At 52.4% G+C, this 13,657-nt stretch carries 11 protein-coding genes; 4 read left to right on the top strand and 7 right to left on the bottom strand.

The window, feature by feature from the left end:
• The first annotated feature begins 70 nt into the window (after positions 1–70).
• Both HACJB3_RS15970 and HACJB3_RS15965 read left to right on the top strand, forming a co-directional pair.
• Positions 71–496: a DUF6884 domain-containing protein gene (locus HACJB3_RS15970; RefSeq protein WP_013199595.1), complete on the top strand. Its 426-nt coding sequence runs from the start codon at positions 71–73 to the stop codon at positions 494–496.
• Between the two features lie 104 nt (positions 497–600).
• Positions 601–1,833 (top strand): hypothetical protein, encoded by a 1,233-nt coding sequence (locus HACJB3_RS15965; protein ID WP_008414104.1) that lies wholly within the window; start codon positions 601–603, stop codon positions 1,831–1,833.
• A gap of 105 nt (positions 1,834–1,938) precedes the next feature.
• Here the strand turns inward: HACJB3_RS15965 and HACJB3_RS15960 are convergent, their stop codons facing one another.
• From HACJB3_RS15960 to HACJB3_RS19030, 6 genes are all read right to left on the bottom strand, one after another.
• A complete protein-coding gene (locus tag HACJB3_RS15960) occupies positions 1,939–3,444 on the bottom strand; it encodes an FGGY-family carbohydrate kinase (protein WP_008414102.1) in 1,506 nt (501 codons plus the stop codon).
• A 129-nt stretch (positions 3,445–3,573) separates the two neighbouring features.
• Complete coding sequence (locus HACJB3_RS20490; RefSeq protein WP_081461346.1) at positions 3,574–4,713, bottom strand: endonuclease/exonuclease/phosphatase family protein; 1,140 nt, start codon at positions 4,711–4,713, stop codon at positions 3,574–3,576.
• A 21-nt stretch (positions 4,714–4,734) separates the two neighbouring features.
• A complete protein-coding gene (locus HACJB3_RS15940; RefSeq protein WP_013199594.1) occupies positions 4,735–6,624 on the bottom strand; it encodes a DUF2075 domain-containing protein in 1,890 nt (629 codons plus the stop codon).
• A 5-nt stretch (positions 6,625–6,629) separates the two neighbouring features.
• On the bottom strand, positions 6,630–6,977 hold the full coding sequence (locus HACJB3_RS15935) for a nucleotide pyrophosphohydrolase (protein ID WP_008415248.1): 348 nt from the start codon (positions 6,975–6,977) through the stop codon (positions 6,630–6,632).
• A 59-nt stretch (positions 6,978–7,036) separates the two neighbouring features.
• Entirely contained in the window at positions 7,037–7,507 is a 471-nt protein-coding gene (locus HACJB3_RS15930) for a hypothetical protein (RefSeq protein ID WP_008415250.1), read from the bottom strand.
• Positions 7,508–7,684: 177 nt separating this feature from the next.
• Positions 7,685–9,529 (bottom strand): AAA domain-containing protein, encoded by a 1,845-nt coding sequence (locus HACJB3_RS19030; protein ID WP_081461345.1) that lies wholly within the window; start codon positions 9,527–9,529, stop codon positions 7,685–7,687.
• Positions 9,530–9,802: 273 nt separating this feature from the next.
• Here HACJB3_RS19030 and HACJB3_RS15920 point away from each other — a divergent pair, with 273 nt between their 5' ends.
• Positions 9,803–10,642 carry an HFX_2341 family transcriptional regulator domain-containing protein gene (locus HACJB3_RS15920; RefSeq protein ID WP_013199592.1) on the top strand — a complete coding sequence of 280 codons (840 nt, stop codon included), beginning with the start codon at positions 9,803–9,805 and terminating at the stop codon, positions 10,640–10,642.
• Positions 10,643–10,954: 312 nt separating this feature from the next.
• Positions 10,955–11,722 (top strand): 2-keto-4-pentenoate hydratase, encoded by a 768-nt coding sequence (locus HACJB3_RS15915; RefSeq protein ID WP_008415255.1) that lies wholly within the window; start codon positions 10,955–10,957, stop codon positions 11,720–11,722.
• Positions 11,723–11,835: 113 nt separating this feature from the next.
• Here HACJB3_RS15915 and HACJB3_RS15910 read toward each other — a convergent pair whose 3' ends face one another.
• A complete protein-coding gene (locus tag HACJB3_RS15910) occupies positions 11,836–13,569 on the bottom strand; it encodes an amidase family protein (RefSeq protein ID WP_174264869.1) in 1,734 nt (577 codons plus the stop codon).
• Between the last annotated feature and the right edge of the window lie 88 nt (positions 13,570–13,657).

Raw genomic sequence — 13,657 nt, 5'->3', positions numbered from 1 at the left:
GTCCCGTCCCACCAATATACGAACGATTCAAACGAAATAACTGATCCCAGTATCATCGCCCTATTATAGGATGGAAATCGGATTGATTAGTTGCACCAAGAGCAAACGCGACGACTCCGCACAACCGAAGGATCTCTATATGGAGTCGCCGCTCTTCAGGAAAGCTCGTGCGTACACCGAACGCGTTCACGATGACTGGTACGTTCTCTCCGCAAAGCATCATCTACTTGATCCGGATGGTCCACCGATTGATCCCTACGAAGAGACGTTGACCACTGCGACAGTTGATCAGCGCCGCGAGTGGGCCCAAACCGTTTTCGATCAACTGAGTACAAACGGCCTCCTCAAACCTGATACAACCCTCGTGATCCATGCCGGGAAAGCCTACTACGAACCACTCCTTCCCCTTCTCAAAGACGAGCCGGTCTCGATCGAAGTCCCAACGGAGGGCCTCCAGATCGGCAACACACTCGCGTGGTACAACGACCACCAATAACAGTTTGAGTACGCGTATCACCAGTAGAGACGGTTTGGAGAATTCCACGGCGTCCGTTGGACGAAACGACCCGATTTAATGGGGTCGAATCAGAAGACCCGCTAATGGCAGCTACACTCGCCGAACCAGCCGTTCTCGCTGCCGCGAAAGAAACTCTCTACCAGAACCTCAACACTGATTCGGAGCAGTACGCCGTCACGGAAACCCAGTTCACTACCGCCACGTGGGGCACATGGACGATTCCAGACGACGTTCGTCGTCGTCTCGAACCCTACAACACGCTTCGTCTCGCCAGCGGGGAACCCGACCTCCTGGGCGTTGGGATGCCAACAGAAGGGGTACTGAACGCTACCACAGCAACTACTCCTGTCGCCGTAATCGAAGCGAAAGGCCACAACAACGACCCAAGCAAAGCGGACGTCCACACTGGGATCACCCAAGCCCATGGGCATCTTTCGGAGGTCAACCTCGGATATGTCGCTGCCCCTCTCAGGAGTATCACGAATCAGGCACGCGCCCTCGCACGCAACCTCAATATCGGCATCATCGGTGTCGATACTACCCAGACTGGAACGCTCGTCGAACCAGCTCGAGTCACCGGTGCCGGCGACTTCTCGACCACTATCGATGCGATCCGATTTCAAGCAACCACACACCAACTTACCGATGGGAGCTTCCCGGTCAACCATCCGAAGAACTACCTCGGGTATGCACTCGCCCTCGCTGCGAACGGTGATACAGACGAGACCTACTCGGAGTACGTGATTAATAGCGTATCAGGCGGTCGTCGTGGCGCACTTTTGCTCGGGCTCGCCGATAATCGACCGAGTGGAGAGACCCTCACGCAACTTGGTGCAGAGGTCGTCCGTTTTGCCCGCAACCAACATGGAAGTATCAGCGCTGCACTTGAGGAATTCGCATTTTGGAAAGGCCGATCGACCCCGTTTACCGATCTTGCTCCCCGCTGGGCGCAACTCGCCCGGTCAGTCGCAATCCAGTACGATCCAACCCAACTCGTCGTCGAAGCCCTCGAACGTCTTCACCAACGCGGTGTTCGACCCGCGACTATCGACGATGTCCTCACGGAAGCCTGTTACATCAACCAACCGCTCGCAGTTGAGGTCTTCATCACGCAAGATCGGCGCGAGGATGTTCTCACCGCTGAGGGAGATATTGCTGAATCGATGCTGACTGACCCGACTGTCTACAAATCAGGGATCCATTTCCAATTCAAATTCCAGCTCTATCACATCGGACTTCTCACAGCGGGTGGAACAGACGCCAAAGCCGAGGTTCTGGAGGATAAGTGGGAACTTGTGCACCCGATTGCAACGTAGGAGACCACCAATAAGAGTAGTTCACTCCGAATCAAGCTACCAGAACCGGATGATCGAAAACTGGAGACAGCCAACACAACGGTTCACAGTAGCAACAAGAGAGCGTCAGTCGGGCAGCTGTGATGTCGTCTCAGCGTGGAGCGCCCAAATCTCTACCATACGCGAGCGGATCTGTACGTACTGCTCGTAGAGTAGATCATACGTCTCAGTCACAGCAGTAGTTGGCTGATACCGATCCGGAGCCGACAGAACCTGACTCGTACCGACTGTGGGATCCGAATAGCAGTCAGTACCAACCCCTGCAAGCACCGCTGCGCCAACTGCAGTCGGTTCGGCACTATCCGAAACGAGGATCTCGACGCCCATGCAGTCCGCGACGAGCTGATTCCAAAACGTCGACCGAGTGGGCCCACCGGTTACGTAAAGCTGTGAGACCGTATTCGGAATCGCCTCGTAACAATCCCGTAGTGCCAATGCAAGCCCTTCGTACACTGCTCGAACGATATGAGCGGTCGTATGCGATGGCTCTAGGCCAAGCAACTGTGCTCGTGCATTCGGATCGACGAACGGACCTCGTTCGCCAGTTGGACTAAGATACGGGAGATACAGCAAACCGTCTGCTCCTGCCGGCACCGATTGTGCAGCCGTCTCCAGATCCGAATAGCTGGTTTTGCCCTCATCTACGATCTCGTTGCGTACCCACTCGATGCTCTTGGTGCCTGCATTCGAGCCGATCGCCTCCGTGTAGAGATCCTCCCACAGAGCGACTTGGATCGTCGTCGAATCGACGCGTGGTGTCGATGCCAGCGATTGATTCACCACTGAGGTCCCGATCGAAGAAACCGAATCACCTTCAGAGACAGCACCACAACCGATGGCGGCTGCGGCGACATCGAACAGTCCCATTACAACCGGCGTTCCGACTGGAATGCCGGTCCTCGCTGCCGCAGATTCCGTTATCGATCCAACAACGGACCCCGCCGGCTGTAACTCCGGCCGAAGGTGCATGTACTCGGCTAAGCCTGTAGTCTCCCAGACGGCATCCGAATACGACTGCTCGTAAATGTCCAGTAGTGGTAGCGAGGCATCGCTCAGATCCGTCGTTCGCTCTCCAGTCAGCTTGTAGGTGAGCCAATCCTTGCAGAACAAGAGCGTCGCTGCCGTCTCAAGGCGTTGTGGCTCTTCATCGGACACCCACGCGAGAAGCGGGAGTACAGTCCCCGGAAAGAGCTCTGACCCACAGATACGCTCGATCTCTTCGAGAGTGCCGTCGGTACGCCACTGCTGGATGTACTCGCTTGCCCGACTATCCGACCAGAGGATAGCATCGCGAACGGGATCGCCATCGCTATCGATCAACCAACAGCCATCGCCTTGGGCTGCAATACTCACACCAAGAATGGTTGCATCACGTGGAAGCTGTTCGAGGAGATCCCCAAGACAAGCGGCGGTCTGCTCCCAGACGGTGTTCATATCCTGTTGGGCCCATTGGGGCTCTGGATGATCGGTCGAAAGAGATCGCGTAGCCAGTGCCCTCTCGCTTCTAGCCGGCGTAATGGCTACTGCTTTGATCACTGATGTACCAGCGTCGACACCCACGAGGAGATCCATTACTCAGTACGCTACTGCCAGTCGAGTTAGGGATTATGGACGGTCGCGATCAAAATGGCAGAGAGGCAGTCGGTATTCCCCTCCCGTTATCATATAGGCACAGTCATCTACTTCGAGACAGATCTGGCTCTATTCTACTTGCTGTTTCACACACCACTCATAGAGTTCTTCTTGGAGTTCTTCCGAAGTATCGCCGAAGAGTTTGCCCAATCGCCAGCCAAGATTTTCCCAAGTAAGTCGGTCTAACGCAGCATCCATCTCTACGCCAGCAACGCTTTTGTTCCAACCGGCTTTGAACCTACCGCGACGGTAGTTAGCGTCAGGGGCAACTGCTCGAACATCCTCATCGTATGTTAGTTCACTAGACGCTATAGTGGAATTAGAATCAGTTCCACTACGATCCCGAGATGCTGTATAGGAGCTGCGGTCAATTGCTTCATTCTCCTTGCGCAAGCCGTCTTTCGGTGTGAAGACTACCTTGAGTGGCGTGTGATCCGAGAGATCGTCATACTCGTGGAGATACGAGGCTTCGGTCGCATTGAGGTGCTCGCTCGCGAAAACGTGGTCGAATCGTCGTGGCCACTCATTGCCTCGATTTTTGGCTACCCAACTATACTCATCATCCCCGTACCCGTTGACCTCCCGGTAGGCGTCAGCGAGGTCATACTCCGCCAGTTCAACGATGACGCTACGCTCAGCTTCGATTTTACGTTCGTCACTCCCCCAGACAGTTACGTCACCGTCTTGGCTCTCCTCTTTTGGTGAGTTAAAATCACCACAGAGAAACCGATAGTCGGGTCGATCGTTTTGAGCGAGACGATCATAAATCCCTTCGAACATCTCGATTTTCCTCTGATGGTCCATCGACCCGGGAAGAACATGGACAGTGTGCCCTTCCACCCGGCCAAAAGGCGTGAAAAACTCCGCAGAGAGGGTATGATGTTGGGCCGGGATGGTGAACGTATCGGGAGACAGAATTCGAAACGGCCAGCGGCTCGCAAATGCGACACCAGAACTGTTCCCAGCGTCGGTAAGCCGATATTCGTGACTATGCGCGGTGTATTCGAACCCATGTTCCCGGAGAAGTCGTCGAGGTCGTCGACTCGCTTTTACCCCGACTTCCTGCAAGGCAATGATATCGGGAACACGCTCTTGGAGAGCTGTCAGTTGGCTTTTGAAGCGGTTGACTGAAGCCCGTTCAACATTCCACGTGATGAGCCTCAACTGTTGATCGGCTTCGGAGCTCGATGCCTCGTTAGTCTGGTCCATAGTCCTGTGTCTTAATATCCGTCATAGAGATCCCGTACTGACGTTTGCGACCCGTGTTTTGAGATACTCCTGAAGCTGATCATCACAGCAGTAGATGTAACAGCCTTTCATGCCGCGGCTCATTAGCGTTCGATACGTATTTTTGATCAACTCCTCGGCTTTCGCAGCCGCCTTCTCCGGTTGCTCCTTGAACATCTTCTTGATTCCGAACAGCGACCGATCCGTGCTCGCACGGGCCTCGTGATCGACGACGATCTCACCATCTCGATATCTCAAATCCTCACCGATGATCACACCAACGTAGTCGAACTCGAGCCCCTGACAAGTGTGAATACATCCGACTTCGTCGATCGATCCTTCCGCGATCGCCCACGGTTCGCTCGTATCGAGATTCCAACTTTGCTCGTAGTCACCGATTTTGATATCGTACGCCTCCGGGTTAGAACGACCCTCCTTGTCCCACTCCCAGCAGTAGCCGGCGACTACCCGCGATAATCGGGTCTCCTCATTCCGACGCGCAATCGTCTCGTGAAGCGTCTGTGGATCATCAAACACCTGCAGGTCATAGTCGAGGTCGAACCCGTCTGCATTCGCCGTATCCCGTATCTCGAGGACGTCATCGAGCCACGCGAGATACCCTTCCGAGCCATTACAACGGAACTGCGATTCCAGTGTTAGCTCCTCGACCTCAGCACCCAAGTCATGGGCATGCTTTCGAATCTCCTCTTTCGATCCAATATCATCGATGTGAACGCGCTGACTTTCATCGATGAAGAACACGCTGAATTTCGCGGCGTTGATGATCTCCATGATCTGGTTTTCACCACGACCGAAGAACGTCGATTCCGCGTTCAAACGATGGGCCTCATCAGCGATCAGCGCGGGAAGTGTATCGGCCTCCGTCTCCACGTAACTCCCAGCGCCCGTAAACAGATGCTCGATTTCTTTGACTAGCTTATCGCCCCGAAGTTTTTCCTTGTAGACCGCTCTGGGCGCACGATTCTTCGAGACGTATTGGGCCACGAGGTCGTTTTGAATCAGCTCGGACAAGATATTGATCGCTACAACCGTCTTGCCAGTTCCGGGCCCACCATCGACGATCAACACGCGTTTTTGCCCATCACGGTGTGACCGCTGTGCCATCTCAACGCCCGTCTCGAAGATAACCTTCTGAGAGTCAATCAACGTGAACTCGTCCTGTTCCTCGAGCATGGCCAGGAGCGAATCTTGAAGCGTCTTCGCCGGCCTGAGTTCTCCCTCGCTTAACTCGTAGAGGGTCTCTCGGTCATCCCCCACGTCGATCTGGGTTTCCAGAAACGAGCGCAGTTTCTTTGCATCACCACGGATGTAGAGGGGTGCTTGCTCCGTGTAGGGTTGGTAGATCTGATTATCGATCGTCTCGCGGTATTGTGGCTTGAAATTGTGGAGATAAGCTGCGGGATAGAGATGAATCGGTTTCTCTTGGATACTGGTATTGAAATCCCGCAGTAACTGCGCATATGACGCCGCCTGATAACTCGGATGGATTGTCTCACGAATCCCTCCGCCAAGGAATGTTTTGACGATCCCATCCTGATCAGCAACCGTTTCTGTGGTTTTCCCATCCCACTGTTTGAGCTCAACGATGGCGACGTTCGCATTTCCGGCCTCGTCGTATCCCGAAATCAGAAAATCGATGCGACGGGAGGTGAGTGGAATCTTGAACTCAATTGCTACGCCTGCATCGTCGGGGAGGTCGCTTCCACTCAGTACCTTGTGCATGTATTGGAAGGAGTTCTCCCACGACCGAACCTCGCTCTCGCTTCCGATTCCGAGTCCTTTCGATTCGTACCCTTGCTTGATTTTCGGGACCAGTTGATCAGTCAGGTTATCGTCCAAGAATCCCGATTTGGTACTTTCATAGATGAGCATCCTCGTTATTCATCGTACTTTTCATTGCTTCCTTTATATTCGTTCTCCGGATATCGTTTCCCGTTCTTCTCAAGTTTCTGCTCTAGAGCTGCCTCCAGATCAATATCGTATAGATCAGCGAATCGGAGCAGAAAGAACAGGATGTCCGCGAGTTCGTCCTCAATATCCTCACGCTTTTCAGACTCTGCAAGGAGTTCCAATTGCTCGGTACGATCCTTGAACCGGAACAGTTCCAACAGTTCACTAGATTCCGTGACCAGTCCAATAGCGAGGTCTTTGGGCGTATGATACTGTCCCCAGTCTCTGCTCTCACAGAACTCCCGCACAGCCACATTCAGCTCGTCAAACTGCATACGCCACCTTTCCTAGACGTTCCTAAAGAAGTACGGCAGTACAAATCACGAAGAGATACCTAACCTATCTCGTCCTTCTCAAGCCAATCTTTGACTTGGTCGAGTCCGTGTTTTGACTGATCGAGGCGTTTGTTGATTGGCTCCGCTTCGATCAACAGCCGGTTCGAGTCGATGTCAGCGTACTCGTTCAGAGAGGCCGCATAGTCGGCCTGCTGACCGCGCTGATCGGAGAGGTCGCCTGCTTCGAGCGAGAGTGGTGGGTAGTTCAGCGCGTCGAATAGCGGCTCAATGAGAACCTGCTGGGTGAGTGGTTCTGGATCACTTCGTTCGACGGAATCAGCCTCTCGAAGGACACGGGAGGGGTTTCGAAGGAGGTCTTCGATTAGATCGTCATCATCGATAGCTCGTCGGAGTGAGCGAACGATCTCTTCGATCTCGTGGGCGAGCTGCGTTGTCGTTTCCTCGGTGACGCTTGTGTCGAATTCCTCAACGACGAACTCGCTTTGTGTCGGGGTAGCAGATTGGGACATGAGATCCGGTAAGGCCGTTATGCTCCGCTTGTCTCGCCCTCATGGTATTAACGATTCGGTGCTCTCGTTCAGATAATTAGTGTATAATTTGTAAGTCTATGACCTAATTCTTACTGATAATTGAATCTGCAACCATAACTATATTTTCCAACAACCCTTTACTCTCTAAGAGCCGATTCAGATGACTTTTCCCCGATCTTCTACCGTCTGATATAACCGCTCAAATCGGCCGTGAGGATCTGTACGGAGGGTATCCCAATCACCAAACAGGGCAAGATGGCGCTGAGCGCGGGTCATTGCAACGTTTAGCCGCCTTTCTCCCTGCCCTTTTGAAAGGAACCCAAGGTCTCCTCGATTGTTAGACACTGTGAACGAGAGTAACATCCCCTCTCGCTCACTTCCTTGGAAGGCGTCAAACGTTGAAATGTCTATATCACTATAATCCTCGTTATCAAGTGCTTCAACCCGGTTTTCAATCCGATCCGCTTGACTACGGTATGCAGCTGCAATACCAATATCACCTGGCTTAAGATCAGTCTGGTTGAGCAGTCTCGTCGCGTAATCAACAACCTCCTCGATCTCCTTTGTATTATACCGAGATGTCCCATCCCTCTGTTCATGGCCATCAACATGAGAGGCCAGAATGGGAGACACCTTTCCGAGTTTCTCGATCTCACCCCCATTTTGGAGCCGGCCATCGTAGAACTCCTGATTCGGGAACGCCGCAATATCCTCGTGCATTCGATATTGCGTGTCAAACATCACACCTAAAGCACTTCCATACAGCCCTTCCTCGCCATATAGACGCGTAAATGGTGATACCTGGCTAGGAACCGTTTCCTCTTCCTGCTGATCAGAACTTCGCTCAGGTCCAAGCTGCTTGTGATCTCCAACCAGAATTGTAGTAGACGCGAGACTCATTGGGATTGCTGCTGATGCTTGCGTTGCCTGCGTAGCCTCGTCAATGATTGCGATATCAAACCACTCCTTCCCAAGTGGCATTGAGTCAAGCCCCGCAGCGCTATTATTGGTAGTCAGAACAATTTGTTCACGGCCTGTTACCCCTTGGCCGTAGAGCTGGTGTACCAGAGGATTGTCACTCGCATCTGGATTCGCTCTTGCAGCACTGAGCCCTTCGATCTGATTATAGTGATGTAAACAAGTGTTTTTAATATTCTGTTCCGAGGAATCTCCGAACAAGATATTATCCACTGCCTTGTTAGTCTCAGCAGTTACTAGGACGCGTTTTCCAGCTTCAACGAAGCGCCTGACAAGTTCAACAATAACCCGGGTTTTTCCAGTACCGGGCGGGCCTTGCAGACAAGCTATGTCATTTGCAGAAAGAGCCTTCTCAATCCCACGTCGTTGGGAGTCATTTTCGTACAATACACTGTCTTTTTGCGAGGACTGGGTAGCTGTGTTCGCTCCAAAAGATACGGTGCGATTTCCTAAGAGAATATCACAGTACCCGTCAGACAATGCTTTAATTCCCTTCAATTCACGGTCATACGGCGTTCTGTTCAATAATTCTCCAATATCAATTTTCTCAGCTTCGAGGATTTCCCTATACGCTTGTGTCAACTTTTCCTCCGAGCTTGCCAGTCGGTGTAATGACACCGAGATCGAGGCGTTTGTTATATCTGAAACGATTGCTTCATATATGGATCTTGTTTCCCATTCTCCATTTCCACTGTTTTTACAGGAGCGAACCAAGACTTCGTTTTGGGGATAAATTCCATACCTATTGGGAATATTCACGTTGTCGTAATCTTCATCATCTTCTAAGGGCACCTGGAAGGTGAGAGAAATTCGATGTCGTTTCCCGGTGAGTATTGCTTCTGGGATGTATCCAAGATCCTTGTCTAATTCTAAGATCCGGGGATTAACATTCTTCTTAAACGTCTTCTTGTTATCCTCACGGTCGGCTTCTTCTTCAGCGGAGACGAATAGTTTGAGACTTCGTCGGTAGGTTTTGCGATCGTTGTTATCAGATATCTGTGGTGTGGCTTGTTGTTCTTTCATTGATGTCTCAAAGAATTGCTCTATTTACAGTAGCATTGATGCATGAACTATACGGATGAGAATGCGTGCCGATTTCTCTCCAATTCGGAGGGTGCGATGAGAGCGAAGGATATCGTCCGCAAATGAGTCGGGAGATCTCGAGGGCAGCCATTTGTTAGCACCTGCTAATGGGGGTCGTTGCATTATAGTCATTATGCCGTTAATGACGTAGTTATCGATAGTGACGTAACAAACAGCACAATCGTAAATAGATAACAGCGAGGGGTAGTAAGCATGGACGTTAAACAACGGTTACACCTCATGCCGCTTGGCTATGAGTATGATCGGATCGTAAAGGCAGCTGACCAGCAACAAGCCGATTTCGTGATTCTCTTAGATTATCGAGAGACAGATATTGCAAAGCAAGATGACGATATTGTCACACCAGAATACCACCATGATATTCGGGAGGACCTGAAATCTATGGGAATAGAGGTCGCAACAGTCCCTTGCAACCTCTTTGACCTCTATGATTCACTTGGAACGATTGCAGAGATCGCAACAGCGTTTGAGGATCACAACGTACATGTGAATCTCGCGTCCGGAAGCAAAGTTACTGCTATTGGAGGTATGATCGCCTGCATGGCAACTGGAGCACGTCCGTACTATGTCTCGGCAGAGGATTATGCTGGCGGTACTAAGGAACCAGTAGCAGAAAATGTCGATGAGATATACGAATTACCGAAATATCCTATCCAGCCCCCCGAGCCTCAGCAGATTTCGATTCTCGAATACGTCGTTGAGAAGGGCCCTGTCGCCAAGAAACGACTGATTGAACACGGGGAAAATACAGAGCTCCCATTTATCGCCTACTATGATGCTTCAGGCGTGAAGGACAAGGTACGCGGGAAGTATCGCCGTCTCCAGTCTCAGATCATTAAACCTCTATTGGATCACGAGTACATTACAATTGAAGAGCGAGGTCGCCACCAGTTCGTCGAAGCCACGGAGAGTGGTAAAAATACCGCTGAAGCATTTCACTATCTCGTGAATGGAGATATAGACGAGCTAGGGCTAGATCCCTCGGAACTCCCGTTTCTGCCAACAGAAGATAGAAACTCACAGCGGGATTGAAACCAAGAATCTGATCCAGCCGATCAACAAAAGCAACATCGCGACGGAGTGGAAACCCACAACGGGGTCGAGGCCACTCTGGATATACTCTGCTGTAAGCGTTGCACAGTAGCTCGCATATTTGATCGCTTGCAGATCAATCGTCTCGCCAGTCCGATCTCGCTTTCATTGGATAATGGTGGTCTGCCAACAAAGCCCAGCAAAACAGACCGTCTAAGCGTGTCCCGATACTCGACTACAGGATGCACAACCCAGCGGTGACAGGATACCCTAGTCCCCAACGTAGTAAACGATGCCAACTGAACTACACTCATGCTTAGTGATCCCGACGCGTTGGGCACGCAACTCTATCGAGCCTACCGAAATGCCAAGCCAATCGACTCGACAACACTCTCATCAAACGTAACGGTTGAGGAGGGATACGCGGCCCAAGACGCATTTCTAGACCACCGGATTTCTGAGGAAGGAGAGCCAGTTGGGTACAAAATCGGCTTCACAAACGAGGCTGTCCAAGTTGATCTCGGCGTCGATACTCCGGCATTCGGACGGCTCCTTGCCGATACCGTGCGAGACGATCGGCGCTTCGAGACAGAACTACGAATCGAACCAAGAATCGAGCCGGAGATTGCCTTTCTGCTGGAAGAGGATCTGTCTCCACCGGTGAGCCGCCTCGACGTTCTTAGCGCGACCGACCTCCTCGTGCCAGCCATTGAGATAGTTGACAGCCGAATCCAGAACTGGAACCTTACAGGACCAACGGCCATTGCCGATAATGCACTCGCGGCTCGGCTCCTCCTTGGCGATCAAATAGCAGCCACTGATGTGGATCTCGTCCGGGAAGGGGTGGAAGTACTGATCGACGGTGTCCGTCGAGCAACGGGAACCGGCGCAGCAGTGCTCGGCCATCCAGCTGACGCCGTCGCCTGGCTCGCAGAGACGCTTCCCGATCATGACGAGACGCTCAAAGCAGGAGATATCGTCACAACGGGTTCGATCACCGAACCAATCCCCATCGAAGCTGGTCAAACAGCTGTTGTGCGCTTCTCGTCGCTCGGCTCCGTTGTCGCACACGCCGAATGATCCGTGACAGAGAAGCCGAGACGTAGGGCTAAGTCAGCCGTGGTAAGCCAGCATGCTTGTATCAGAGCTCGGCAACCGCTTCCTGCACCACCTCATTCACAACATGGGGTTCCCTACGACGAGTCTGAACACCCCTCCGTAGCGATCTCGTACGAAAAGTCCGGGTACGGAACGTCCGGCGCATCAGCAGGGAGTGGCCCAAACCCATCCGGTGCCTGTCGTCGCAGAGTCGCTTGCTCGTATGCGTACGCAGTCTCGATGAGCAGTGGCTCGGCGAATTCCAATCCAAGGAGTTCTAATCCGACCGGCAGGTATTCGTCCTCCGTAAATCCTGCAGGAACAGAAATCGAGGGGAGTCCCGCAGTCGGACCCACTGGATAGTTCAGACGGATTCGCTCCATATCCTTCCCGATTTCAGGCGGAGTTCGTGCTCGAGTTGGATACAACAAGACATCAACATCGTTCGCAACCATCGTCTGTTCAACCGCATCTCGTAGCGCAACTTTGCCCCCGATCGCACGCAGGTACTCTTCAGACTCCCTGAGATCTGGCTCAGGCTCTGCTTCCGCCGCTTCACGGAGACTGGCAGCGTCAGGACATCCGTAGAGATTCGACGCAGCCAGCTCTTCTACGGACCTGTACGGTGCATCGTCTCCTAGGCTCTCAAGATACTCGTTCAGGTATAGCTTATACGACGATGGGGCGCTGGCTGCGTCAAGCAAGTCATCCAGCGGTAGGAGACTTACGGGGTCCACGATCTCGGCACCGTGCTGCTCCATGTCTTCGATGGCGCAGTCGATAACTTCGGTTACTTGTGCTGCATCAGCTTCGGCTTGCTCCTGCGTGATGCCTGGTTCATCGCCAGCATTCTCGGCAGCACCAAAGAACTCTCTGACAACTCCGATACGGACGTTTTCAAGACCGTCTTCGTTCAGAAAGTCGGTATAACTCTCATCGTCAAGCGGCGGCTCATTTACCCCGCGAGCAGTAATCGGATCATCCGGATCATACCCACGCATCACATCAAGCGCGACAGCAGCATCACTGACAGTACGTGTGAGTGGGCCACCGGTATCCTGAGACAAGTCAACTGGGACAATACCGTCCCGGCTCAAAAGTCCGCGTGTCGGTCGAATCCCGACTAAGCTTCCGTATGCTGCCGGATTAACAAGCGAACCGGAGGTCTCAGTACCGATTCCAATGACAGCAAAATTCGCTGCGATTGCAGCCCCTGGTCCTGCGCTTGACCCGCCCGGCACGCGATCAAGTGCATACGGATTGGGTGTCTGTCCACCAAGTGAGCTCCATCCATCGGGCCCACCTGCAAATTCGTCGAGATTCCCTTTGGCAAGGATAATCCCGCCCGCCTCACGCAGTTGCTTCACAAGGAACGCATCATCCGGTGGAACGGAGTCCTTCAGAGCAATCGCACCAGCCGTCGTCGGCATATCCGTGGCGTCATAGTTATCCTTCACGATGATTGGTACCCCATGAAGCGGACCGACTGGGCCAGACTCTTCGAGCGCCTTATCTAACTCATCAGCACGATCCAATGCCTGCGGATTGACGGTGATTAGCGCGTTAAGCGCCTCATCATAGACCTCGATCCGATCAAGATAGTGCTGTACGATTGATCGGGTAGTGACCTGTCCACTTGTAATGGCAGTTCGGACGTCTTGAACGGTCGCTTCGATCGGGTCGAAAGACTTCGCAGAGTCAGTTTCAGTTGCCCCTGCTGTAGTCATCGACGCGATTCCTCCAAGGCCTGCTAATCCGATCCCTTGCATTACTGATCTTCGGTCGGTGGGAAAAATACTTTTGTGTAATTTTTCGTCTTTTATTTTCATATTCAGTCTCGTAATTTCGGTATTAGATCATAAGTGTTCCTATATCTTGGCGATATAGAGGATATTGTATTATAGTTCATTCCTAATA

Source organism: Halalkalicoccus jeotgali B3 (assembly GCF_000196895.1).
Classification (GTDB): Archaea; Halobacteriota; Halobacteria; order Halobacteriales; family Halalkalicoccaceae; genus Halalkalicoccus; species Halalkalicoccus jeotgali.
Note: the sequence above shows the minus strand (reverse complement) of the source record. Positions and strands in the feature narration are given on the sequence as shown.